Source organism: Lysinibacillus sphaericus (assembly GCF_001629735.1).
GTDB lineage: Bacteria > Bacillota > Bacilli > Bacillales_A > Planococcaceae > Lysinibacillus > Lysinibacillus pinottii.
The window spans coordinates 109,873-135,516 of record NZ_CP015224.1 but is presented as its reverse complement, the minus strand read 5'-3'; the positions used below and the strand labels follow the sequence as shown (position 1 = coordinate 135,516).

Sequence of the window (25,644 nt, the reverse complement as noted above, 5' to 3'; positions counted from 1 at the left end):
TTTTCGAATGTTTAACTGTGATATTATAGCACAAGAAGGATAGAAATGTCCTTATTAGAATTTCCATCATTCTAAAAAATATATTTGATTGATAAATTTTTTATATAGGAGGCTAGGCTATGAATCGTGCAAAATTCGTAATGGCTATTTATGCATTAGCAGCTGTTTTAGCAATGTGTTCAATTGGCTATTCAGTGGCGGCTAGTAGTGTACTTGGTGCAATAGCAGGTATTGTCGCTACTTGTGTCATTTTCATGACAGCCTTTAAAATGAAGCGTAAACTACGTATGCAAGGTTTACTTTAGTTAAAAAAAGGAGCTGTCTAGTAACTAGACGGCTCCTTTTTATTCATAAGGTACAATATATTTTTCCAATAATTCTCTATGAATGGAAGGATTAGCGATAATAAAAGTGTCTTGATGCAAGAAGTCAAAGCCCTCTCCATGCAAATTTGTGGCAATGGCCCCAACCTCTTGAGCAATAATGGTACCACCTGCTATATCCCACGGTGATAGGCGCATGGAAACGTAAGCATCCAACTTCCCACTAACAACAAATGCGATTTCCATACAAGCTGAGCCATAGGAACGCGTGCCCCTAACTTTGCGGACCATTTCAATGACCTTTTCATGATGAATATGTCGATTAGGTGCTACCCAATGTGCATTGATGCCGATGACTGATTCCTCCATCGTAACGGATTGAAGTTTCCGCAATGGAGAATCGTTATACCATGCGCCTTGGCCTTCAATCGCATAAAATAAATCTTCACGCATGACATCAAATATGTACCCTAACTTGCCTACCCCATTAATAAAAATACCTATTGAAATCATAAAGTGACGATGTTGTTTGACAAAATTCATTGTGCCATCTATTGGATCAATAATCCAAACTACACCATCTAATGACTCTACCTTTTCTCCCATTCCTTCTTCGCCTAAAATTTTGTGGGCTGGATTAAAAGCTTTAATTTGGTCGATAAAAAATAACTCAGTCTCTCGGTCAATATTTGTTACCAGGTCATTGGCACCTGATTTTGTCTCAATGACTAAATTATACGAGAAGGCTTTTCGAATACGCCTTCCAGCTTCAAAGATTATACTTTTCGCAAATTCATCTATTTGTTGTAAATCCAATTAAAACCCACCCTTCGAATATAAGAAAAAGCCTTTTCTTTCCTCACTCTTTATTCATTTAGTTTCATCTGTTCCATCTCTTTACAATGTCTTTATAGCGATATAAAACATGAATTTCCAGAATTACTGAAATTCATTTCGCTTAATATAGTATCTATTTTACCCTTTGTCACAATAAAAATCACCTGCTGTCGGAATATTCAGCAAGTGATTTTTTAAATGGGTATAAGATTTTGATTACGCATAGGCGTGCAAGCTTTCAAGTTCCATCTGGATTTCTCCAAGACGTTTTTTACTTTTTTCAATTTCAATTTCGTTTTTTTCATTCATCGCTGCAAACAGCGAAGCTAATTCATAATCTAATTCCAATTGTAAAATGTGTTCATATTGCTTTTCAATGTCAACTTTACGTATAATTTTTACGATTGGTTTCATAAAAACACTTCCTTTTTTAAATTTTTTTACAAAAACTTTTCTAATTCGATATAGTTCTTGTTATAAGATTTTTTCCCAAAATCAGCGTAAAATAAACCTTATAAAACGAAAGGAGTAAAATAAAATTGCCTAAAATAAAGTGGACAAACAAAGATTTTAATGTTTTTAAAATAGACGGTTTAGAACAAAGGATGAATGCATTAAACGATCATGTACGCCCAAAATTCCATCAGCTTGGTGATGATTTTGCCACCTATTTCTCAAGCAAGCTAGGTGAAGAATTCTTTCCTCATGTTGCCAAACACGCTCGAAGAACTGTCAACCCTCCACAAGATAGTTGGGTTGCCTTCGCCCCGTATAAAAGAGGTTATAAATCATTGCCTCACTTTCAGATTGGTCTATGGCACTCACATTTATTCATCGTCTTAGCTATTATTTATGAAGCTCCTCAAAAAAAATGTAATGGCAGAACGTTTACTCGCTCATCCATCCTTATTTGAGCAGCTATCTGATGACTTTATTGTGTCTGGTGATCATATGTCCCCAGAGGCCATTTCACTTGAAGAGGCGAAAGAAGACAAGCTTAAGGAATTGCTCTTACGTCTGCGAGATGTAAAAAAAGGTGAGTTTTTAATTGGTCGTCATATTCCAAAAGACCAAGCAACAAAATTAACTGCCAGTGAATTCCACCAGTTAACGGAACAAACATTCAACAGCCTGCTACCTTTTTACAATGTCATCGTTGGGAAGGACCTAAAATAAGCTTTAACCTAATGTTATTTGTTGAAGTAGTGTATGCCAAATGTCGTTTTTTAACACCCTAAAATAAAAAGCGGATGTGAGTTTTTCTCACATCCGCTTTCTTATCGATTTTTTTTAGGGACTATTTTTATAATTGTACCATCTGCGGCTTCTTTTGTTTGTTTAACAACAGGATAGCTAATATAGCCACTCGCTTCTTCAAATTCACGAAAGATTGTTTTTTCCTCAGCCTGTGAAGGAACAATTTCCTTAAAGCGGCGATATTTAGCCATCATAACCTCACGCTTGATGCCCTTTTCATGAGCTTGTTCAATTCCTTCAAAAAATTGAACAACATCCACAATCTCCTCTGTAGACCAATCTGTTGAAAACGGATAAGAATATTCCATTCGACAAAACCACCTTTACATTATTGCCCCCATTTTAACCGGATACTTTCCGCTTCTGCAACCATTCGATTGATTAATTCCTCAACGGTTGGAATATCATGAATCATCCCTGTTACTTGTCCAGCCCAACCAAAGCCTTGCTTTTGTTCACCATCATAAATAAAACGCTTATTCGCTGAACCACTTATATATTCCTTTAACGCTTCATAGGTTGGCTCTTTTTTCTCAATATCTAAAATTTTTGCCGTAAACTCATTTCGTAAAGCACGAGCAGGTGCACCAATAGAACGTTTTATAATCGTTGTATCAGCCTCTGTGCTTGCTATTAGTGCCTCTTTATAAGCTGCAGAAGCATCAACACATTCTTTAGTTGCAATAAAGCGAGTACCCATTTCAATTCCTTCAGCTCCCAATGCATGGGCAGCCATCCAGCCTCGGCCATCGCCAATTCCCCCTGAAGCAATAACTGGGATTTTTACACTATCAACAACCTGTGGGACGAGCACCATCGTACCTACATCATCTCTTCCAAGATGTCCGCCACCCTCTTGTCCAACAACCATTACAGCATCTGCTCCAAGCTGCTCAGCTTTTTGTGCTTGTCTACGTGCAGCTACCAGTACCATTTTTTTTATATCTGTACCTGCTAATAAATCAAAAATGGGTGCAGGATTACCTCCAGTCATCGTCACAACAGGTACTTCTTCTTCCACTGCAACGAGAACCATTTCCTCATAGCCTGTACCATGCATACCAATAGCAAAGTTTACGCCAAAAGGCTTATCTGTTAATGTTCGTACTTTATGAATCTCTGCTCGCAATAAGTCAGGGCTTCGTAAACTCATTGCTGTTATTTGACCTAACCCTCCAGCATTCGACACTGCTGCAGCTAAATCAGCATAGGCTAAATACGCTAAACCACCTTGAATAATTGGGTATTTTACTTGTAAAAGCTCTGTCACCCGTGTATTCCAACTCATAATACCTCCCCTTTCATTCGGTATTAATTTCTCGATATCCTTAAAAAATCCTTTTATTTTTTATGAAAAGTCTATTTTTTCGTGTCGTTAGGTGCTATAATTCATTTGTTTTCTTAGATAATTAAAAGTGAGGTGGTACCTGCGTTGTCACAACTAGAGACTCCATTGTTCGACGTATTACTTAAACATCGGAACAGACATCCCATTCAGTTCCATATTCCAGGCCATAAGAAAGGGCAAGGGATGGACCCTGCTTTCCGAGAATTCGTCGGCGACAACGTTTTATCAATTGATTTAATTAATATTGCTCCACTAGACGATTTACATTCACCAAAGGGTGCTATTAAAGAAGCGCAAAATCTTGCAGCAGAAGCTTTTGGTGCTGATCATACATTCTTTTCCGTTCAAGGTACTAGTGGCGCCATCATGACGATGATTCTGACCGTCGTTGGTCCAGGCGATAAGATTCTAGTGCCACGGAATGTCCATAAATCTATTATGTCGGCGATCGTTTTCGCTGGTGCCATTCCTATTTTTATTCATCCTGAAGTCGATAGTGAATACGGGATTTCTCATGGCATATCCCCTGAAGCTGTCGAAAAAGCGTTAAATGCTTATCCTGATACAAAAGCTGTGCTAGTTATTAATCCAACTTATTATGGCTTCACAGCAGATTTAAAACGTATTGTCGAAATCACTCATAGCCGTGATATACCTGTAGTAGTAGATGAAGCCCATGGTGTACACATTAAATTCCATGATGACCTTCCTTATTCAGCAATGGAGGCAGGTGCTGATATGGCTGCTACAAGTGTTCATAAGCTTGGTGGTTCAATGACACAAACATCCATTTTGAATGTTCGAGAAGGACTCGTTTCAGCAAAACGTGTACAAGCTGTTTTTTCTATGCTAACAACGACATCAACATCCTATCCATTGCTCGCTTCCCTTGACACAGCTCGACGTCAATTAGCGATTCATGGATATGATTTAATTGACGATGCACTACGTTTAGCAAAGGATGCACGTAAACGAATTAACCAAATCCCACACTTAAAATGTGCAGGCAAGGAGAAATTACATTCATCTGCTACTTATGATATGGACCCTTTAAAGCTTCTTATAAGTGTCAAAGATTTGGGTATTTCTGGGCATCGAGCTGAGGAATGGTTACGTTATAATGCCAATATCGAAGTAGAATTGTCTGACCTTTATAATATTTTATGCTTAGTGACATTAGGAGATACGAAAAAAGAAATTAATCTTTTAGTAAATGCATTATCTCGTATGTCAAAAGCATTTGATTCGGAAGCTGCTATCACAGAGGCTGTAGTTAATGTCCCAGATATTCCAGCGCTTGCTATGTCACCCCGTGATGCTTTTTATGCTGATACAGAGGTAGTTCCACTTGCTGAAGCAGATAACTGTATTTGTGCAGAATTTATTATGGTATATCCTCCTGGAATTCCAATTTTTATTCCCGGGGAAATAATTACTCAAGAAAATATACTTTATATTCAAATGAATATTGAGGCGGGGTTACCAGTTCAAGGACCAGAGGATACAACATTAAAAACGATTCGTGTTATAAAAGAAAGAAAACCTATTATTTAATCTTAAAAGCTAGCTCTTCAAGGAGAGCTAGCTTTTTCATTATTTATAAAAAGCAGAGGTTGCGATCGCTAAAATCGGAAAGGCTAACCACCAAGAATGCCATAAAAAAGTCGCCAACTATTTTATTCAGTTCATCTAAGGAAATTTGAAACAGTTCACTTTACTTAATGAAATTATCTATATCAGGATAACCTTTCCTAATTTCTATTTAGACACAACCTGCGGTGAAATCTGTAAGTACTCTGCCACTTCATCCTGAGTATAGTGATGTTGTTCCCTTAATTTCTGTAAACAATTTTCCAAATCACCCATAAAATTTACCTCCTAATTATTATTACATAATAGATCACAATTAACTTAGAAGCCAGAATTTATTATTAGCTTTTATAAGCTAAAAGTTAGAATAACGAATGCACATTATCTACAATATAGAAAAGGAGGAATGGATTCATGAATACATGGAATCGACGTTTTCTAGGATCTGAATACGTTTATGGTGAACAACCAAATGCCTTTATTAAAGATTATGTAAATTATTTAAAAGAATGCCCTAATATCGCAGCCTATGCAGAAGGTGAAGGACGCAATGCTGTTTTTTTAGCCTCAATGGGCCATACTGTCACTGCCTATGATTATGCACAAAGTGGTCTTACGAAAACAGAACAATTAGCACTGAAACATTATGTGTCAGTTCAAACTATGCTAACTGATCTACTACTGGATGACCTACCTGTGGAGAAATATGATGCGGCTATTATGATTTTTGGTCATTTTCAATTACAACAACAGCAGGCTGTCATCCAAAAGATTATCGATTCAGTCAAGCAAGGTGGGCGGATCATGATGGAATTATATTCTATTTATCAGCTCCCCTATGCGTCTGGTGGTCCACAGCAGCTCGATTTTTTATATGACCCCATTCATGTTCTGCAATGGTGTCAGTCTCACAAAATTATCCATTTTTTCACAGGAGAGCAAATACGCCATGAAGGGACGTTACACACTGGACTAGCCCATACTATTCAATTCATTATTGAGAAAAAATAAATGAGTTGTCTCAAACCATTTGAGACAACTCCTAAAATGAGAATTCTTTATAAAAATAAATACACAAATAATGGACAGAAAAAAGCCCCAATAATAGCCGTTAGGCCCATCGATAATGAACCAACTGATAATTCCTGTTCTCCATATTCCCTTAATTTCACAAGTCCTACACCATGAGAGGCACTCCCCACTGCGACCCCTCTACTAACCGCCGAGTCGATTTTGCCATATTTAATAACTAATGGGCCTATAATAGCCCCTACAAACCCTGCTATCATCACAAAAACAGCTGTTAATGGCGGGATACCACCGATTGTTTCGCTGACCTGCATCCCAACAGGCGTTGTTAGAGATTTAGGCAAGGCTGTCAGCATCCAGCTAGATTTTACACCAATCGATCTTAACAATAAAAAAATAGTTATTAATCCTGTCACCATGCCGATGATGAGTCCTGATAAAATAGAATATTTATATTTGATAATAATTGCCCGCTGATTATAAAGAGGATAGGCAAGTGCAACTACAGCTGGCCCAAGCATTTTCTGAAGCCATTCTCCACCTACCATATATGTAGCATAGGGGATTTTAAAAACTAGTAAAATCACTGCACTAACGACGGTAGTCGTAACTAAAGGAATCATAATAGGATGTGGATATCGCTGATAAAGCTTCGTAAATAATATGAACATAATAATAGTGCTCAGGACAACAATTGCTTCAATCAACCGTTAACTCACCCTTCCCTTCTTCAACAATAGATTCTGTTCCTTCTTTTTTCTTTAATTCTTTCTTCTCAATTATTTGCGTCAGTAAACCTGTGACATAAATAGAGATTAATGTACTAGCAATAACGGCTAGAATTATAAGCAAGCCAGTAATTGACATGAGTTCTGGGTAATCAATAACACCCACTGTTGCCGGTATGAAAAACAACGTTAAAACGCCAATTAAAAAACTTGCGCCATCTTGAATATATTCAACCTTAATGATTTTAAAAATGAGTGAAAGTACCAATAACAGTAATCCAATGACACTCCCTGGAAGCGGTATGTGTAAATAAGTAACAATCCCTACCCCCATATAATAAAAAATGGTCAGTATGCCAATTTGAAAAATGATTCGAGCAACTCGCAACAAAATTGTAGCAAAATTTTCGTTCAACATTTCGCCACTTTTCACCCCCTATATCGTTCATTCTACATCTGTAGGAATTTTCTGTCTATTGTAATTTTAGAAAAATAATAATCAGTTACAAAAAGACTAAAAATGATTCTAAGTTTTTACATATACAATTTTTAATCGATATTTAGGGTGAATTGTCACTAAGGACTATTCAAATAGCTTTTTTTACCAATGAAAAATATCCTCTATTCATCCCCTTTTCTTTAATCACTAGCTAGCAAATTCCAGAATTTTTATATATAATCTGAAATTACAAAAGATACTCATTTTTCAAACAATCATATAAGTCTCCAGAATACACAATAAGGTGGGATCTTCTATTATCTTTAAAACATTAAAACTTCAAACTCGCATTTCTTATTACAGCAGCTTTTTAATATTTCTTATTGTCACTTTAGCTGGTCTACTCTTCTACATAACAATTTCTGATGCACTGCAAACACAAATTGGTAATCGAGCGCTTTATTTGGCGGAAACAACTGCTAGTAGGGGCGACGTAATAGAAGCCTTTCACACCGACAACCCATCAGAAAGTCTGCAAAAAATTAGCAATGATATTATGGTTGCTGCAAAAGCTACTTATGTTGTAATCGGTGATAAAAATGGCATTCGCTACACCCACCCTCTCGCCGACCGTATTGGCAAATCCATGGTAGGTGATGATAATGACAGAGCATTGATCAACGGTGAATCTTATATTTCAATCGCCGATGGTTCAATGGGACAATCTATACGTGGGAAAGCGCCTATCTTTGATACGAATGGAGCGATTTTAGGCGTTGTGTCAATTGGCTATTTAACAAGTGAATTGGATAACTTATATTTTTTATACTTGGATAACATTTTTTATACAATCATTATTGCACTCACCATCGGTATTATTGGCTCTATTATTTTATCCCGTAATATTAAAAAGCAAATTTTTAATCTGGAGCCAAATGAAATTGCCAATCTATTAACAGAAAAAAATACTTTAATAGAATCAGTACGAGAAGCTATTATTACGATCAACGATAAAGGCAAAATTACAACATTAAACAATGCCGCCGCCAATATCTTAAATTTACCCGATTCTGCTTCGATTATTGGACATAATATTAAGCAACATATCCCAAATACACACCTACTAAATGTATTAATGAATGGTGAGAAACAGCTTGATAAATTAATGATTATCAACGGTGATGAAATTATCGTTAACCGTGTTCCTATGAGAGTGAATGGTAAAATTGTCGGTGCTGTAGCAAGTTTCCGGCTACAATCAGAAATTGAGCAAATGGCGATTGAATTATCACAAGTAAAACAATATACAGAAGCTTTACGTGCACAAACACATGAGTTTAATAATATCCTTTATACCATTTCTGGTCTTATTCAATTAAATGCATCCGATGAAGCTTTAACAATTATTCATAATGAGGTACAAGGACATTCATCGTTAACACAATTTATTACAAATCGTGTTAAAGACCCATTCTTAAATGGTTTAATTATCGGATTTTTTAATCGTGCTCGTGAATTAAAGATTCAACTAATATTTGATGAAGATAGTTATTTAGAAACCTTCCCTGAAAATATCGAAAAAGGCCTTATTATTTCGATTATGGGCAATTTACTAACCAATGCTTTTGAGGAGGTCGAAAGAAATAAGGAGCAACAGCCAATTGTAAGGCTTTTTATCTTTGATAATGGAGAGGAAATCATCTTTGAGGTCGAGGATTCTGGCAATGGCATAGCACAAGAAAAACTAGATGTATTATTTTCAGAAAATATCTCAACTAAAGATAGGAAGCATCGAGGCTATGGGTTAAAGAAAGTAATTTCTAGCATCCATGATTTAAACGGCACACTCGCTCTTGGGGAAGGCGATTTAGGAGGTGCCCTATTTATCATATCTATTAGTAAAAGGGGGACTATTAACAATGACTGATATTGAAGTGCTAGTAATTGAAGACGATGTACGTGTAGCAGACGTACATCGTCGTTTTTTAGAGAAAATTGAAGGATTTACAGTAATTGCGTGTGCAAATACTGGAGAAGAAGCTTTAGACTGGCTTCAATCATTTGCACCACAGCTAATATTACTCGATGTATTTTTACCAGATATACTTGGCGTGGATCTAATTGATAAAATCAAAAAAATGAGCCCAACCAGTAGCATTATTTTGATTACCGCAGCCACGGAGGCTCATATTGTACAAAAAGCGTATCGTAAAAATGTTACTGACTATATTTTAAAGCCATTTACATTCGATCAACTAAAAGAAAGTATAGAAAAATTCCGTTTCAAGCATCTACTCCTGCAAAATAATGAGAAATTTACACAAGAAAAAATTCAATGCCTTTGGCCCAAAACTGCTTCATCCATCCCAGAGGATACACAGCTACTATTACCAAAGGGCATTGATCTAACAACGATGAATCATGTCATCAACTATTTAAGCACAAGGAAAGATGGTAGTACAGCTGAACTGTTAGGAAAAAATATTGGTGTTAGTCGTTCCACTGCTCGCCGCTATTTAGAATTTTTAGTCACACAAAAGCAGGCCTATATCGAACTAACTTATGGCACAGTTGGTCGTCCTGAACGGCGATACTTTATTTTCTCATAAACTTTATGAACAAAATGACGTTAATCCACAATATCACCACAATATTTTCACAATTCTGATATAAGTTATAGTTATGATAGCGCTCGAATGATAGCGCTATCATTTTATTTTTAAGGGGGATTTTTATGTGGAGGAAGATTTCAAAAGTTATGATAGCTGGCTTACTATTTACTAGTTTAGTTGGCTGTTCATCATCAAATGGAGAAACAGCAGAAGGAAAAAAAGCAAATAATTATCCGAAAAGTAATATTACCATTGTTGCTCCATCAGGGGCGGGGGGTGGTTGGGATTTAACAGCTCGTGCAGTAGCAAAAACGATGAATGATACAGGTTTAATTAATAAATCAATTCAAGTTGAAAACAAGCCAGGCGGCGGTGGTGCTGCCTTTATGGCAACATTTGCTACAAAGGAAGCTAGCAATGATTATATGTTAATGGTTAAATCACCGCCAATTCTTATTAATCATGAAAAAGCTGAAGGAAATAGTAAATTTGGCTACAAGGACACTACACCCTTAGCACAAATAACGCGTGACTATGGTGCAATTGTTGTTAAGAAGGATTCTCCATTCCAAACGCTTGAAGATGTATTAAATGCTATAAAAGATTCGCCAAAAGATGTTACTTTAGCAGGTGGCTCTGCACCGGGCTCTATGGATCATCTAGTAGGAATTATTCCTGCCTATAAAGCTGGCTTAGACTTAAAAACAATTAAATACGTTTCTTACGATGGTGGTGGTGAAGCTGTAACCGCGTTACTAGGCGGCAACGCTGATGTCATTGCAACAGATGCTTCGACAATTGCTACTTATGTTAAATCAGGAGATGTGCGTGTATTAGCCGTAAGTTCCTCTGAACGTTTAGAAGGTGAGCTAGCAGAAGTTCCTACATTTAAAGAGGCTGGTATTGATGAAGAATTTACTATTTGGCGTGGTATTTTTGGTCCGAAAAATATGAGTGAAGATGCGGTTACCTACTGGTCTGAAAAATTACAAGCAATGGCTGAATCAGAAGAATGGCAAGCTGAGGTGTCACGTAATGGCTGGCAAGCTGAATACCGCAATGCTGAGGATTTTACAACTTACCTAGACAATCAGAATAAAATCATCGTAGAACTATTGACAGCTCTTGGTATGCAAAAGTAAAGAATAGCCTGTCTCGAAAAAGAGCACAAGTATTTCCATCCAATAAGATTTACTTGTGCAACCTTAAATTATTATCAACGGAGGTGTATAACGATTGAATTACACATTTGATAAAACATTTAGCATTATCCTCTTAGCTGTTAGCATTTTATTTATCTTTCAAGCAACGCAAATTTCTGATAGTGCTTATGGATCTACAGTCGGTCCTAAAATATTTCCACTAGGTTTAGGTATTATTTTAGGTTTATTAAGTCTTCAACTATTTTATGAATCATGGAAAAATGCTGTAAGGGAGAGAATTACAGGAGGACCAACTGCACCTTCTAAAACCTCATCTACTGAGCTCAAGAAATTTTTAATCATTTTTGTTAGTGCGATTGCCTATGTATTCTTCCTAGAAAAAATAGGCTATGTGATCACAACGTTTTTATTTTTATGTATTAGCTTCCAAACGATGGAACGAGCTAAGCTTATTTATTCCATTATTATTGCCGCTGGATTTTCATTGGGTGTCTATTATTTATTTACAAGTTTACTAGGAGGTTCATTGCCTAGTTTCCCAACTTTTTAATGTAAAGGAGTGAACATATGTCTACATTGCAATTTTTAGCTGATGGATTTGCTATTGCCCTTCAATGGCAAAATCTTTTATTCGCTCTTGTTGGTGTCATAATTGGAACAGCAGTTGGTGTCCTTCCTGGCATAGGTCCAATGAGCGGCGTTGCTTTATTAATCCCAGTAACCGCAACCATTACAGCGGGATTACCTACGGAGGCCGCCGCTACAAGCTCAATTATTTTACTTGCAGGGGTTTATTATGGAGCCATGTATGGTGGTTCTACCACTTCGATTTTATTAAATACACCTGGTGAATCCTCATCAGTTGTTACTACATTGGATGGCTACCAAATGGCTAAGCAAGGACGTGCTGGAAGTGCTCTTTCTATTGCAGCAATTGGTTCCTTTTGTGCTGGGGTTATAGCATTACTTGGTCTAATACTATTAGCGAATCCATTATCAAAATTAGCCCTTAAATTTGGACCAGCAGAATACTTTTCATTAATGTTACTAGGGCTTGCTGCAGTAAGTGGACTTGCAGGCCGCTCTATTACAAAAGCTTTAATTATGACTGCCTTAGGACTTATGCTCGGTACAGTTGGCATTGATGCTGTATCCGGAATCGAACGCTTTACATTTGGTCAACCTATGCTGTTCTCAGGTATTGAATTTTTAACAATTGCCGTTGGTTTATTTGCGTTAGGAGAAGTATTTAAAACGATACTTGAAAGAGATGAGGAAGATGGTCAATTAGCAAAAATTAATCGTGTATTACCAACAAAGCAGGATTTAAAAGAAAGCGCTATCCCTATCGCTCGCGGTTCACTACTAGGATTTTTCATTGGCGTTTTACCTGGCGCAGGCGCAACACTTGCCTCATTCTTTTCTTATATTACCGAAAAGAAATTCAGTAAAACACCTGAGAAGTTTGGAAAAGGCCATATTGCCGGTGTTGCTGGACCTGAATCAGCGAACAATGCTGCATCAGGAGGCGCAATGATTCCATTGCTAACATTAGGTATTCCTGGTTCAGGTACAACTGCTATTTTAATGGGTGCACTTATTATGTATAATATTCAGCCAGGTCCATTATTATTTGATGAGCATCCTCAAGTCGCTTGGGGATTAATTGCCAGTATGTTTATAGGAAACTTTATGTTATTAGCCTTAAACATGCCTCTCGTTCGTATTTTTGCAAAAATCATAGAAACTCCGAAAAAATATTTATTGCCCATTATTGTTGCGATTTCAATTTTTGGTGTGTATGCAGTACAATTCGCCACTTTTGATTTATTTTTATTATTAGCTTGTGGTGTGCTCGGTTATCTATTTGCTAAAAATGACTATCCAGTAGCACCTTTAGTACTAGCACTTGTCCTAGGACCGATGATTGAAAATAATATGCGCCGTGCATTAACTATTTCTAATGGTGATTTTTCTATTTTTATAGTAAAGCCTTTATCATTACTATTTTTAATAGCTGCTATTGCTTGGTTACTTATACCACTATTCATGAAAATGCGTGGTAAAAATGTTCTGATTAACGAAGAAGGATAATCCATAAAATCCACTACACATTCTATTAATGAAAGTATAGTGGATTTTTTCACTATAATGCGTGACCAGAACCACCATCAATATTCAATGAGGTCCCGGTAACATAGCTAGCTGCATCAGATACTAAAAACGTAATGACGTTAGCAGCTTCTTGTGTATCACCTACACGACCAAGTGGAATAGATTGTCCTACTTTACGAGAATAGTCTTCCCACGATAAACTAGGATCTTCCTTCTTCCATTTTTTTTCGATTTGATCACTGCGAATAAGCCCAATACATACAGAATTTACACGGATATTATCCTTACCTAAATCCTTACTCATCGCTTTTGTCAAGGCAAGTCCCGCAGCACGGCTAACAGTTGTAGGAAGCGAGCTTGCAGGGGGAGTCTTAGCCATCACCGCAGTCACATTAACGATTGCACCGCCACCAGCCTTACGCATATATGGCGCAGCATATTTTGAGCAATGAATAGCCCCAAATACCTTTAAATCTAAATCTGCTTGCCACAGCTCACTACTCACAGATTCAAAAGGATTTGCTGAAGCTGTCCCAGCATTATTAATGAGAATATCAACGTGTCCAAAATGTTCAACTGTACGCTCAATTAGATTCTTACAATCTTTTTCTTTAGTAATATCCGTTGGAACAATTAAAACATCGATACCCGTTTCATTTTTAATACACCCAGCTGCCACCTGTAGCTGTTTTTCTCCACGTGCACAAAGGACAACCTGTGCACCCTCTTTTACAAGTTGCATGGCCGTATAATAGCCAATACCTTTACTCGATCCTGTTATAATTGCTACTTTCCCCTTTAAGCCTAGTTCCATTATATTCACCCCAAATATTTTCGAATATTCTTAACAATATATTTACTTTAACAAAATTATAGATAATATACAAAAAACGGCTACAAAGCATTTGCTTTATAGCCGTTTAAACGGTTTTACATTATTTTTTTGCTACAATGTGAATTGGGTTGCCAAGTAATACTTCAGCAGTTTCCATTGTAATTTCACCTAATGTTGGGTGAGCATGAATTGTTAATGCGATATCTTCAGCAGTCATTCCGCCTTCAATGGCTAAGCCCATTTCAGCGATCATATCAGATGCACCAGCACCTACGATTTGAGCACCGATTAATAAACCATCTTCTTTACGAGCAACAAGCTTCACGAAGCCTTCAGATTGGTTTAATGCAAGAGCACGACCATTTGCTGCGAATGGGAATTTCGCGGCAGTGTATTCGATACCTTCTGCTTTTGCCTGTTCTTCGTTGTAACCAACTGTCGCCATTTCTGGATCTGTGAAACATACAGCAGGTACAGCAAGATAGTCAACAACTGATTTTTCACCAGCAATTGCTTCAGCAGCAACTTTGCCTTCATAAGAAGCTTTATGTGCAAGCTGAGGTCCAGCAACGATATCACCGATTGCATAGATATTTGAAATATTTGTACGACATTGTTTATCTACATTGATTAGACCGCGTTCACCGAATTCAACGCCGATTTCAGCAAGGCCCATTTCATCAGTATTTGGACGACGACCTACAGTCACTAATACGTAATCAGCTTCAACTTTTTTCTCTTCTCCGCCAACTTCATAAGTTACTACTACGCCGTTTTCTGTTTCTTCAACGCCTTTTGCAGATGCGTTTACTTCGATTTCAACGCCTTTCTTTTTAAGGCCTTTTTTCACGATTTGAGTCATTTGTTTTTCGAAGCCAGCTAAAATATCTTTTCCGCCTTCAATAATTGTTACTTGTGAGCCAAGGTTTGCATATGCTGATCCTAACTCTGTACCAATGTAACCTCCACCGATTACCACTAATTTACCAGGAACTTCTTGTAAAGAAAGTGCACCAGTAGAATTTAGTACGCGCTCAGAGAATTTGAATGTAGGAATTTCAACTGGACGAGAACCTGTTGCAATAATGACATTGTTAAATGTGTAAGTTTGAGCAGATTCACCATTGATGATACGCACTGAATGAGCGTCAACGAAATAAGCTTCACCTTGTACAATTTCAACTTTGTTCCCTTTAAGTAAGCCTTCAACACCGCCAGTTAATTTTTTAACAACGCTGTCTTTAAATGCTTGTGCTTTTGAGAAGTCTAATTTCACATCAGAAGCGATGATTCCCATGTCATCTGAATGCTTAGCTTGCTCAAAACGGTGACCTACTGAAATTAATGCTTTTGATGGAATACAACCTACGTTTAAGCACACACCACCAAGTACATTTTTTTCAACGATTGTTACTTTTTGGCCAGTTTGAGCTGCACGAATTGCTGCTACATATCCTCCAGGACCTGAACCAATGACAAGAGTATCTGTTTCGATTGGGAAATCTCCTACTACCATTTTTGTTACGCCTCCATTAATAATAATTCTGGCTCACTTAACAAACGCTTCAAGTGATTTAAAGCATTTTGCGCAGTGGCTCCATCGATCATACGATGATCAAAGCTCAATGATAATGCTAACACAGGTGCGGCTACAATTTCACCATTTTTTATTACAGGTTTTTCTGAAATTCGACCAATACCTAGAATTGCTACTTCAGGATGATTAATTACTGGTGTAAACCATTGACCTCCCGCAGAGCCAATATTCGTAATAGACATAGATGCACCTTTCATTTCATGTGGTGCAAGTTTACCTTCACGGGCTTTAGTCGCTAACTCATTAATTTCATTTGACACTGCAAATACAGACTTGCGATCTGCATGCTTGATTACTGGGACAAGTAAACCTTTATCAGTATCCGCTGCAATACCAATATTGTAGTAATGCTTTTGGATAATTTCTTGTGTTGCATCATCTAATGAGCGATTAAATTCTGGGAATTCGCGTAATGTTGAGATTAGTGCTTTCACTACATAAGGTAAGTATGTTAATTTAACACCTTTTTCAGCTGCGATATCTTTGAATTTTTTACGATGCGCTACAAGAGCTGTTACATCGACTTCATCCATTAGTGTAACATGTGGAGCTGTTTGTTTCGAGTGTACCATTGCTTTTGCAATCGCTTTTCGAATACCAGACATTTTCTCACGAGTTTCTGGGAATTCCCCTTCAAGAACAACTGGTGCTGTTGGAGTAGTTTCTTGTTGAACAGCTTCTTCAACTGTCACATCAGTTGCTGATTCTGTCTCAACAGTACCTCCACCATTTAAGAAGTTTGTAATATCCTCTTTCAAAATACGACCATTTTTGCCTGAACCTTTTACCTCACGGATGTTTACGTCGTTATCACGTGCAAATTTGCGAACAGAAGGCATCGCAATAACACGTTTTGTTTCATCAACAACTGTCTCGGCTTTTTCAGGAGCTTTCTCTGGTGCTTTCTCCTCTTTAGCAGGAGCTTTCTCTACGTTCTGACCAGATTCAGCAGTTGCTTGAACTTGTGCTTCTGTTTTCTCTTCAGCATGACTATCACCTTTTAGCTTTAAATCTTCATAGCCAGGTGCATCCAAACGGATTAAAACATCGCCTACAACGGCAACTGTTCCTTCTCCTACTAAAACTTCCTCTACTGTTCCTTCAACTGGTGAAGGAATTTCTACTACTGCTTTATCATTTTGTACTTCACAAAGAATATCGTCTTCTTTTACTGTATCTCCAGCCTTGACGAACCATTTCACGATTTCGCCTTCGTGAATTCCCTCGCCAATATCCGGTAATCTGAATTCAAATGCCATGTGTACCCATCCTTTCTATTTACTGATGTTCAAGTTTAGAAGCTTCATTAGAATGTTAAAACTTTTTTCGCTGTTTCCATTACATCTTTGTAGTTTGGTAACCAAACACCTTCAGCTTGTGGGAATGGGTACACAGTATCTGGTGCAGCCACACGAAGAACAGGCGCTTCTAAGCTTAGAATTGCGCGCTCAGTAATTTCTGCTACTACATTTGCCGCGATACCTGCTTGTTTTTGTGCTTCTTGTACAACGATTGCACGACCTGTTTTTTCTACGGACGCAATAATTGTTTCGATATCAATTGGTTGAATTGTACGTAAATCAATTACTTCAACAGAGTGGCCTTCTTTTTCAAGTTCTTCTGCAGCCTTTAAGCTTTCATGAACCATTAAACCGTAAGCAACAATTGTTAAATCTTTACCTTCACGTTTTACATCCGCTTTTCCTAGTGGAATTTCGTAAGCTTCTTCTGGTACTTCTTCACGGAATGAACGGTAAAGTTTTAAATGTTCTAAGAAAATAACTGGGTTGTCATTACGAATAGATGAAATAAGTAAACCTTTTGCATCGTAAGGTGTTGATGGTACAACTACCGTTAAACCTGGTTGTGCAGTCATTAAGCTTTCTAAGCTATCTGAGTGCATCTCAGGAGTATGCACTCCACCACCAAATGGTGAACGAATTGTTACTGGTGCGTTATATACGCCGCCACTACGGTAGCTCATACGTGCTAACTGACCACTAATTGAATCCATTACTTCATAAACGAAGCCGAAGAACTGAATTTCAGGAACTGGACGGAATCCTTGTAGAGAAAGACCGACTGCTAAGCCACCAATACCTGATTCTGCTAACGGCGTATCAAAAACGCGGTCAACTCCGAATTCTTTTTGTAGGCCTTCTGTCGCGCGGAATACCCCACCGTTGACACCTACATCTTCCCCGAATACAAGAACGTTTTCATCATTCTTTAATTCTGTGCGAAGTGCATCTGTAATTGCTTGAATCATCGTCATTTGTGCCATAGGTTATTTCGACTCCTTCTCTTTATAGATTTCATACTGTTCTTTTAAATTAGATGGCATTTCGCCTTTATACATGTTTTCCATTAACTCTGTTACTTTTTGTTTTGGAGCAGCATCAGCTTTTTTAATGGCTTCTTTAATCTCTTCTTTTGCGCGCTCAATAACTGCTTCTTCCTTCTTCTCATCCCATAGACCTTTAGCTTCTAAGTATTTACGGAAGCGTACAAGTGGGTCTTTTTGAGCCCATTCATTATCTGTATCAGAAGTACGGTAACGCGTTGGGTCATCCCCAGCCATTGTATGTGGGCCATAACGATAACACATTGTTTCAATTAACGTTGGACCCTCACCATTAATAGCACGCTCACGTGCATCACGAGTTGCAACGTATACTGCAAGCGCATCCATTCCATCTACTAAAATACTTGGTAAACCTGCAGCCACACCTTTTTGAGCAATTGTTTTTGCAGCAGTTTGGAGTTCACGTGGTGTTGAAATTGCATATTGGTTATTTTGGACAATGAAGATTGCTGGAGATTTAAATGCACCTGCAAAGTTAATACCTTCATAGAAATCCCCTTGTGATGAACCACCATCACCTGTATATGTTACGGCAACAGCCTTTTTCCCACGCTTTTGAATACCTAGTGCAACACCTGCTGCTTGAATATATTGAGCACCGATAATAATTTGAGGTGCTAAAACATTTACACCCTCAGGAACCTGGTTCCCCATGAAATGACCACGAGAGAATAAAAACGCTTTATCTAAAGGTAAGCCATGCCACACGATTTGTGGAACATCGCGATATCCTGGTAAAATCCAATCCTCTTGTTCTAATGCAAAGTGTGAAGCAAGCTGAGAAGCTTCCTGACCTGCCGTTGGTGCATAGAAACCTAAACGGCCTTGACGGTTCAGTGAGATTGAACGTTGGTCTAAAATACGTGTGTAAACCATACGTGTCATTAGTTCAACTAATTCTTCATCCGATAATTTAGGATCTGCCTCATTATTTATAATTTCGCCTTCTTCATTCAAAATTTGAAACATTTCAAACTTATCTTCGATTTCAGTTAGCGTTTGTTTAGCATCAAAAATATTATTGTTTTTCTTGCTCATTTGTCACATCTCCCTTTCAGCTGTATTAAAATAAATCACCTTTTTGACTAGTACAACTTATTCTTGACACTCAGTATACTGAATAAAATACTGTCGGTCAATCATATATTACGGCTATAAACAAAGATTTTTTCTAGAATAACATTTAATTATCTCTGTCCTATACTGTATTACTAATAACGAAATTCTGTATTAGAACACCATATTTACACCTTGTAATTCTTAAGTTTTTCAACAGGTTTTCCAATAGTAGAATACCCCATTCTAGAAAATCTAATAGCATTCGAAAAATTTTTTGAGTATATTCAAATAAGGTCTTTTTTCATGTGATTGTTTTTAGACGTGATGTATACTAATTAATAGAGCACTACAAAGATGAAAGGAAGATTACTATATGATTTTAATGGATGATATTATCCGCGAAGGTCATCCGACTTTACGCACGAAAGCTGAGGAAGTTAAATTCCCTTTATCTGATGAAACAAGGCAGCTCGCCGAGGATATGCTGCAGTACTTAATCAATAGCCAAGACCCAGAAATGGCAGAAAAATATAATTTACGCAGCGGCATAGGCTTAGCTGCCAATCAAGTAAATAGTCTACAGCGTATGTTTGCACTTCATTTGCAAGATGATGCTGGTGAACAATTAAGCTTCGTAGCCATAAACCCCAAAATAGTCAGCCATTCAGTTGAAAATACATACCTTTCTGCTGGAGAAGGTTGTCTTTCAGTTGATCGTAATGTTCCTGGATACGTCCCACGCCATGCACGCATTACAGTAAAATTTAAAACTATAGATGGGGAAGAGAAGAAAATGCGCCTTAAAGGATTGCCTGCCATCGCCTTTCAGCATGAATTAGATCATTTGAACGGTGTCATGTTTTATGACCGTATTAATGAGAAAAATCCATTTGCTGAAATTCCAGATTCAATTCCTTATGAACGTGATTAAAAGCAAATCAACAAAACAAACCTCAGCAATTGTGCTGAGGTTTGTTTTTTCTTTGTTCTCAATTTCTATCGTTCGTTTCATTTGCTAGCTCTTCATTTATCGTATTAATTAATATAGGTAGGTCTTTCATCGTTTCAATGGTATAGTGTGCACCAGTCATCTCAAAAATACGTTTTGTTTTTTCAATGGCTTGTTGTTGTTCTTCAGCAGTTAAAGCTAGGAACTCTTCTTCAGACAGTCCCATTTCCGAACTTCCAATAATAACACCAACAGCCCAAACACCTGCATTCAGCGCCTCTTTTATATCTGATGTTGTATCGCCGACCTTTACTACTTGCTTGGTTGATTTCGCTCCTAATGCCTCCATATTTCTGAAAATCATATACGGATAGGGTCGCCCTTTATCACTAACCTGTGTCGGAGTTACTAAAAAATCTGGTTGATAGCCCTTCGTAGCAGCCTGTTTTGTTACGACTTCCATCATGAAATCTGTGTAGCCTGTAGTAGAACCAAATCGAATACCCGCTTCTCTTAATTGCTGTACAGTCGCGGTTACATGCTGAATAGGATCTGTGTAGGTCGCCAAAGATTCCATTAGCTTTGACTCAAATTGATTGTATAGAAGATGTACATCTTCCTCCGTAAAATGCTGGCGATGAACTCGTTTCCATTCTTCATTAATCCTTGGCATTTCAAGCATCGTACGAATATGATCAATTTTCAGCATGCCCATAGGTTTACGAGCTTCCTCAAGGGTTACTGTTACACCAGCATCTTCAAAAATCGTTAAAAAGACATTTACAGGGGCAAAGCAACCAAAATCAACTGCTGTACCTGCCCAATCCAAAATAACTGTTTCAATTTTCATTATTTTTCACCACCATATAGTTTTCAATGACTTCACATAAGGCCTGCATATCTTCCTCATATATATCTCCAATATTTCCAATACGGAATGTATCTACATCTGTCAGCTTACCAGGATAGATGACAAAGCCTGCCTTTTTCATTTCCTGATAAAAATGTTCAAAAGAAAATTCTTTATGTGGGAACAAATACGTTGTAATAATCGGTGATTGTAGCTCTTCAGAAATATATGCCTCGAACCCTAGTACCGATAAACGAGAACGCAGTAATAGATTATTATCAGCATAACGTTGGTAACGTGCGTTAACTCCTCCTTCTTCCACTAACTCTTCTAACGCCTTAGCAAATGCCGCTACTACATGTGTTGGGGAAGTAAAACGCCACTTCCCATCCTTTTTCATTACTTCCCATTGACTATATAAATCTAAGGCTACACTGCGCGCTTGTCCTTTGCATTTTTCTAATATATTTGTTTTAGCAATGACGAACCCAAACCCAGGAACACCTTGAATACATTTATTGGCACTACTAATACAAAAATCAATATGCAAGTCGGATAAATCCATTGGCACACCACCAAAGCTACTCATAGCATCTACGATAAATGTTTTGTTGAAAGAATAAACAACTTCTCCTATTTCTTTAATTGGATTTAAAATACCAGTAGTTGTTTCACAGTGTACAACCGCTACATGTGTAATACTTGCATCTTTTTCTAGTAACGCTTGAACTTCTAACGATGATGGCTGTTTATCATAAGGGACACTATAAACAACTAGTGCCAATCTTAACACTTTAGCCATTTCTACAATTCTTTCACCATAAGCGCCATTCGTTATAATTAGCAATTTATCATCTTCACCCACAGCAGTTGTTAGCACCGACTCTACAACAAAACTGCCACTACCTTGCATTAGTACTGCTGTATAATGTGGCTCATCGACTTGCGCTAAATTTAAGAGTTGCTTCCGTATCACTTGTGTCACATTTTTATAGTCGTCATCCCACGTACAGCGATCCTTTAACATTTCCTGTTTGACTGTCTTAGTAGTTGTTAATGGTCCTGGTGTTAATAATTTATAGTTGCTCATCTTCTACAACCCCTTATTTTTGCGCTTCTTTAAAGAAAGCTTGGTGTTTTTCTAGTAAATCTACTGTTAAGGTAGTATCCCACTTTTTAAGGTGTGCCGGCACATGCTCTGCCTTTACCTGCTCTCCTTCATAAAGCGCTACAGGGTATTGCTCTAATAAACCATTTCGAGCCTCTGTTGCAATTACCTTTGCCATTTCTTTAGCTAAAGTTTCATCTCCTTCTTTATCTACCACAGCAACTGATTCTGTTAGCGTAAAGTTCCCTTCCACTGGGTCTATATATTCTATTGGTAGTCCTTCTTTTTTGGCATCAATAGCTTGAATACGTAAACCAAATCCAGCTGCTACTTCTCCTGTCTTCACTTTTTTTATTGGTCCTGATCCAGAGCTTTCAATATGAGGTCCAGCATTTTTAATTAAATCCGCCAAAATCCTTTGTCCCTCTTGCTCACCATATTCTTTAATAATGGCTTGTACTAATAGCCAACCGGTTGAAGAGTCCATAATATTAGGGAATGAGAGTAAATCCTTAAAGGCAGGGTCCGTCAAATCTTTTATCGTTGTTGGAACCGGCAAGTCCTTTTGCTGCAAAACACCTGTATTAATAAAAATAGATCCAACATTTCCTAAAATCGGCAATGCATATGTAACACCGCCATCAAGAGGTTTTAAATCCGAAGAAATATCTGTAAACATGGATTTCGAGGTTTGGGCGCTTTCTATAAAATAAGAAGCCATCGTTACGATATCCGCTTCAATATCTGTTCCTTCAGCCATCATTTTTCCACCCAACTCTGAAGTACCGAATGATTGAATTACATATTTTCCTTTATAGCCTTTTTCGTCTAATGTAGATTCCATTACTTCAATTGCCTCATCATCTGCATTTGAATAAATAATTATTTCATCTTTCGAACCTGCTTCTCCCCCTCCACATGCAGTTAATATTATTGCTGCTGCACTAACTGTCCCTAACATCATGATTGTTGATTTTTTCATTTTGAGATCTCCTCCACTTTTTCTTGATGTGCTGTTATATAATCACAACCTAATTTCACAATGAGGTTTGTACATAAAATGAATATCGATAGTACGAAAATATCTGTATATTTTGCAAAATGCTGAAGCTCTTTTATTCTTGTCGAAACAAGCATAGTCTTTGTGCTGACAAGGAAAATAACGCCACTGACCGTGACCATTGCATTTAAAAAATAGTAGCTAAACATTTGATAAATGGTCGATTTAATATTTGGCAAGATAATGCGTATGACTGTTTTTAACCAAGAATCCTTTAATAGCTCCGCTGTCACTTCCCAGGTTGGGTCCATCTTTTGCAATGAATTTTTAGCCATTAAATAAGGAGTTGTAAAAAAATGCACAATATTACATGCGATAATGATAAGAAATGTACCCTTTAATGAACTTCCATTAAAGAAAAACAAATACGATAGACCAAGCACCATTCCAGGAACTGTGTTAGTAATCATTGAGGCAATATCTAAGCTTTTCCTTCCTTTCAATGGCGTCCTTGCATTAAGAAGAGCCGACATAAATGTAATCATTACACCTAAAACAGCTGTTAAAGCCGCAACGATAAGTGAATTAACATACACCTTTATTAAATCTTTCTCCGCTAACACATTTTGCACATGTTCAAATGTAAAGCTGAAATCATAGGGATAACCCTTCGTAAATGGAACGATAAACATGGTTGAAAAAATGATAAATACGACTGCAACAGAGGCAATTGAATAGGCAGTAAACAATGTGTCACGAAGACGATGTTTAACAAGTTCACTTCTCCCCGCCTGTTTATAATGAAAATTAAAACGTTCTAAAATGGTTAACATGAGGACACCCAATATAGCTGGGGCAAGCATTAACACTGAAATAACTGCCCCACGCTCAAAATGCACAATCGAACCTAGCATAGCTTGATAAAGTTCAGTGGCAATTACCCTGTAATTACCACCTACTGATGCAGGGATTCCGAAATCTGTAAAGCTTAAAATAAATGTTAAAATAAACGCACCACCAATCGTCCCAAGCATCGGACGTAATACCGTATGATAAAAACGACGGAGCGGACGATCATGCATTAACATAGACACTAGCAAAAATCGTTTATCGATATATTGCATAGAGTTTTGCATTAGAATAAAAGCGACTGGCAATGTGTATAAGATGTAACCTATCACCAAACCGTTATATCCATAAATCGTGAAAAGTGGTTGTCCAGCTAATCTTGTTAGAATTCCTTGATTACCAAATGTATAAATCAACACGAAGCCATAGGTGATAGTCGGCAATAGCATAGGCAACGTAATTCCTATTTGTACTAGCTTTTTTGTATGGCGATGCATCGTTGTAAAATGAACAGCATAGGCCAATAAAAAAGCTAAAATGGTTGTAATGACAGATGCCACAAAAGAAACTTTAAAGCTATTGAAGAAAGCATCACGGATTTCTACATTTTTTAAAGCATCTATATAATGTTGAACGGAAATATCATTTCCTACTTTTAAAGAGTGCCAAAACATATAAATCAATGGCACTATTAAAAAAAATAGGAGAAATAATAGAATCGGCAGAAAGATTAATTTCATCATTTTATTCGTTTTAAGCATATGTTTCTCCAAACAATTGATAGATATTATTTCGCTTAATATGAAGCTGCTTTAAAATAAAATCCTCAATAAATGAATTTTTCGGTGCTGCTACGATTTCATGTGGTGTACCGAATTGAGCGACTGTTCCTTCATTAATGATCAAAACTTTATCCGATAAAGTTAGCGCTTCTTCTGGATCATGTGTCACAATAATTGTCGTCAAATTAAATTCACGAGCAATTGATTTAATACGCTCCTTGATAGATTCCTTAATGACCCCATCAAGTGCGCTTAACGGCTCATCTAACAAAAGTATGTTGGGTTGCATAACAAGCGTTCTAGCAATAGATACACGTTGCTTTTGACCACCTGATAATTCATGAATCTTTTTTTGCAAATGCGGAGTCAGTTCTAAAAAATCAATATATTCCTGTACATCTTCTTTGGACATTTGCTTATTTTTATTTTTCAATCCATATACAATATTGTCGTAGGCATTTAAATGAGGGAATAACGCAAAATCCTGAAAAACAATATTGAATCCTCTTTCTTGCATGGATTTCTTCGATATATCTTGCCCATTGTAGAGCAGCTGACCACCCGTTTGCTCTGTAAGCCCTAAGATGATATTAAGCAAAGTAGTTTTACCGCAGCCACTCGGCCCTAATAAAGATATGATTTCACCTGATTCGATGGTTACATTGATATCTACTAAGACTTGCTTATTTTTATAGCTTTTTGAGATATTTTTCAGTTCTAACAAATTGGTCACCTCTCTCAGTTCTTAGCTTTAGTATAGGGGCCATTTGTAAAGGAAAATACGCCTTTGTGTAAATGTTGAGTAAATT

The 25,644-nt window shown here is 37.3% G+C and carries 26 protein-coding genes and 1 pseudogene; 10 read left to right on the top strand and 17 right to left on the bottom strand.

The window, feature by feature from the left end; translation table 11 throughout:
• Positions 1-119: 119 nt before the first annotated feature.
• Positions 120-305 carry a DUF5325 family protein gene (locus A2J09_RS00595; RefSeq protein WP_012293112.1) on the top strand — a complete coding sequence of 62 codons (186 nt, stop codon included), beginning with the start codon at positions 120-122 and terminating at the stop codon, positions 303-305.
• Positions 306-344: 39 nt separating this feature from the next.
• Here A2J09_RS00595 and A2J09_RS00590 read toward each other — a convergent pair whose 3' ends face one another.
• A complete protein-coding gene (locus tag A2J09_RS00590) occupies positions 345-1,139 on the bottom strand; it encodes an inositol monophosphatase family protein (RefSeq protein WP_012293111.1) in 795 nt (264 codons plus the stop codon).
• Between the two features lie 237 nt (positions 1,140-1,376).
• Positions 1,377-1,574 (bottom strand): hypothetical protein, encoded by a 198-nt coding sequence (locus tag A2J09_RS00585; RefSeq protein ID WP_012293110.1) that lies wholly within the window; start codon positions 1,572-1,574, stop codon positions 1,377-1,379.
• Between the two features lie 125 nt (positions 1,575-1,699).
• Between A2J09_RS00585 and A2J09_RS00580 the strand changes: the two are divergent.
• Positions 1,700-2,336, top strand: a pseudogene (locus A2J09_RS00580) (YktB family protein).
• A gap of 101 nt (positions 2,337-2,437) precedes the next feature.
• Here the strand turns inward: A2J09_RS00580 and A2J09_RS00575 are convergent.
• Both A2J09_RS00575 and A2J09_RS00570 read right to left on the bottom strand, forming a co-directional pair.
• Positions 2,438-2,725, bottom strand: coding sequence for a UPF0223 family protein (locus A2J09_RS00575; RefSeq protein ID WP_012293108.1), 288 nt, complete (start codon positions 2,723-2,725; stop codon positions 2,438-2,440).
• A 20-nt stretch (positions 2,726-2,745) separates the two neighbouring features.
• Positions 2,746-3,705, bottom strand: coding sequence for an NAD(P)H-dependent flavin oxidoreductase (locus A2J09_RS00570; RefSeq protein WP_031418882.1), 960 nt, complete (start codon positions 3,703-3,705; stop codon positions 2,746-2,748).
• Between the two features lie 144 nt (positions 3,706-3,849).
• Here A2J09_RS00570 and A2J09_RS00565 point away from each other — a divergent pair, with 144 nt between their 5' ends.
• Positions 3,850-5,319, top strand: a complete 1,470-nt coding sequence (locus tag A2J09_RS00565) for an aminotransferase class I/II-fold pyridoxal phosphate-dependent enzyme (protein ID WP_031418880.1) — start codon at positions 3,850-3,852, stop codon at positions 5,317-5,319.
• A gap of 204 nt (positions 5,320-5,523) precedes the next feature.
• On the opposite strand, the gene A2J09_RS22705 is transcribed toward A2J09_RS00565, so the two are convergent.
• The gene (locus A2J09_RS22705) at positions 5,524-5,631 is read right to left on the bottom strand and encodes a helix-turn-helix domain-containing protein (protein ID WP_080695171.1); all 108 of its coding nucleotides are present in this window, start codon (positions 5,629-5,631) and stop codon (positions 5,524-5,526) included.
• Positions 5,632-5,769: 138 nt separating this feature from the next.
• Between A2J09_RS22705 and A2J09_RS00560 the strand changes: the two genes are divergently transcribed.
• Positions 5,770-6,366, top strand: a complete 597-nt coding sequence (locus tag A2J09_RS00560) for a methyltransferase domain-containing protein (RefSeq protein WP_012293105.1) — start codon at positions 5,770-5,772, stop codon at positions 6,364-6,366.
• Positions 6,367-6,413: 47 nt separating this feature from the next.
• Here A2J09_RS00560 and A2J09_RS00555 read toward each other — a convergent pair whose 3' ends face one another.
• Both A2J09_RS00555 and A2J09_RS00550 read right to left on the bottom strand, forming a co-directional pair.
• Positions 6,414-7,091, bottom strand: a complete 678-nt coding sequence (locus A2J09_RS00555) for an LrgB family protein (RefSeq protein WP_012293104.1) — start codon at positions 7,089-7,091, stop codon at positions 6,414-6,416.
• Positions 7,084-7,530 (bottom strand): CidA/LrgA family protein, encoded by a 447-nt coding sequence (locus A2J09_RS00550; RefSeq protein ID WP_031418876.1) that lies wholly within the window; start codon positions 7,528-7,530, stop codon positions 7,084-7,086. The genes A2J09_RS00555 and A2J09_RS00550 overlap by 8 nt, the downstream gene beginning before the upstream one ends.
• A 325-nt stretch (positions 7,531-7,855) precedes the next feature.
• Here A2J09_RS00550 and A2J09_RS00545 point away from each other — a divergent pair, with 325 nt between their 5' ends.
• The 5 genes from A2J09_RS00545 (at position 7,856) to A2J09_RS00525 (ending at position 13,420) form a co-directional block, all read left to right on the top strand.
• The gene (locus A2J09_RS00545) at positions 7,856-9,478 is read left to right on the top strand and encodes an ATP-binding protein (protein WP_230584347.1); all 1,623 of its coding nucleotides are present in this window, start codon (positions 7,856-7,858) and stop codon (positions 9,476-9,478) included.
• A complete protein-coding gene (locus A2J09_RS00540; protein WP_012293101.1) occupies positions 9,471-10,160 on the top strand; it encodes a response regulator in 690 nt (229 codons plus the stop codon). The genes A2J09_RS00545 and A2J09_RS00540 overlap by 8 nt, the downstream gene beginning before the upstream one ends.
• Positions 10,161-10,285: 125 nt before the next feature.
• Positions 10,286-11,305, top strand: a complete 1,020-nt coding sequence (locus A2J09_RS00535; protein WP_036160915.1) for a tripartite tricarboxylate transporter substrate binding protein — start codon at positions 10,286-10,288, stop codon at positions 11,303-11,305.
• 94 nt (positions 11,306-11,399) lie between these two features.
• Positions 11,400-11,876, top strand: coding sequence for a tripartite tricarboxylate transporter TctB family protein (locus A2J09_RS00530; RefSeq protein WP_012293099.1), 477 nt, complete (start codon positions 11,400-11,402; stop codon positions 11,874-11,876).
• A gap of 17 nt (positions 11,877-11,893) precedes the next feature.
• Positions 11,894-13,420, top strand: coding sequence for a tripartite tricarboxylate transporter permease (locus A2J09_RS00525; protein WP_012293098.1), 1,527 nt, complete (start codon positions 11,894-11,896; stop codon positions 13,418-13,420).
• Between the two features lie 52 nt (positions 13,421-13,472).
• Here A2J09_RS00525 and A2J09_RS00520 read toward each other — a convergent pair whose 3' ends face one another.
• The 5 genes from A2J09_RS00520 to pdhA all read right to left on the bottom strand — a co-directional run bounded on the left by A2J09_RS00520 (position 13,473) and on the right by pdhA (position 19,276).
• Positions 13,473-14,255, bottom strand: a complete 783-nt coding sequence (locus tag A2J09_RS00520) for an SDR family NAD(P)-dependent oxidoreductase (RefSeq protein WP_012293097.1) — start codon at positions 14,253-14,255, stop codon at positions 13,473-13,475.
• A 121-nt stretch (positions 14,256-14,376) separates the two neighbouring features.
• Positions 14,377-15,792, bottom strand: a complete 1,416-nt coding sequence (lpdA, locus tag A2J09_RS00515; protein ID WP_012293096.1) for a dihydrolipoyl dehydrogenase — start codon at positions 15,790-15,792, stop codon at positions 14,377-14,379.
• A 5-nt stretch (positions 15,793-15,797) separates the two neighbouring features.
• Entirely contained in the window at positions 15,798-17,132 is a 1,335-nt protein-coding gene (locus tag A2J09_RS00510; protein ID WP_012293095.1) for a dihydrolipoamide acetyltransferase family protein, read from the bottom strand.
• Between the two features lie 47 nt (positions 17,133-17,179).
• On the bottom strand, positions 17,180-18,157 hold the full coding sequence (locus A2J09_RS00505; RefSeq protein WP_012293094.1) for an alpha-ketoacid dehydrogenase subunit beta: 978 nt from the start codon (positions 18,155-18,157) through the stop codon (positions 17,180-17,182).
• A gap of 3 nt (positions 18,158-18,160) precedes the next feature.
• Complete coding sequence (gene pdhA, locus A2J09_RS00500; RefSeq protein ID WP_012293093.1) at positions 18,161-19,276, bottom strand: pyruvate dehydrogenase (acetyl-transferring) E1 component subunit alpha; 1,116 nt, start codon at positions 19,274-19,276, stop codon at positions 18,161-18,163.
• 394 nt (positions 19,277-19,670) lie between these two features.
• Here pdhA and def point away from each other — a divergent pair, with 394 nt between their 5' ends.
• A complete protein-coding gene (gene def, locus A2J09_RS00495; protein ID WP_012293092.1) occupies positions 19,671-20,228 on the top strand; it encodes a peptide deformylase in 558 nt (185 codons plus the stop codon).
• 58 nt (positions 20,229-20,286) lie between these two features.
• Here def and phnX read toward each other — a convergent pair whose 3' ends face one another.
• Genes phnX through A2J09_RS00470 form a run of 5 tightly spaced genes read right to left on the bottom strand, consistent with a single transcriptional unit; the run spans position 20,287 to position 25,559 of the window.
• Positions 20,287-21,096 (bottom strand): phosphonoacetaldehyde hydrolase, encoded by an 810-nt coding sequence (gene phnX / locus A2J09_RS00490; RefSeq protein ID WP_012293091.1) that lies wholly within the window; start codon positions 21,094-21,096, stop codon positions 20,287-20,289.
• Complete coding sequence (locus tag A2J09_RS00485; RefSeq protein ID WP_012293090.1) at positions 21,086-22,186, bottom strand: 2-aminoethylphosphonate--pyruvate transaminase; 1,101 nt, start codon at positions 22,184-22,186, stop codon at positions 21,086-21,088. Before A2J09_RS00485 ends, phnX begins: the two co-directional genes overlap by 11 nt.
• Before the next feature lie 13 nt (positions 22,187-22,199).
• A complete protein-coding gene (locus tag A2J09_RS00480) occupies positions 22,200-23,186 on the bottom strand; it encodes an extracellular solute-binding protein (RefSeq protein ID WP_012293089.1) in 987 nt (328 codons plus the stop codon).
• On the bottom strand, positions 23,183-24,814 hold the full coding sequence (locus A2J09_RS00475) for an ABC transporter permease subunit (protein ID WP_012293088.1): 1,632 nt from the start codon (positions 24,812-24,814) through the stop codon (positions 23,183-23,185). Before A2J09_RS00475 ends, A2J09_RS00480 begins: the two co-directional genes overlap by 4 nt.
• Positions 24,807-25,559, bottom strand: a complete 753-nt coding sequence (locus tag A2J09_RS00470; protein ID WP_031418862.1) for an ABC transporter ATP-binding protein — start codon at positions 25,557-25,559, stop codon at positions 24,807-24,809. Before A2J09_RS00470 ends, A2J09_RS00475 begins: the two co-directional genes overlap by 8 nt.
• Between the last annotated feature and the right edge of the window lie 85 nt (positions 25,560-25,644).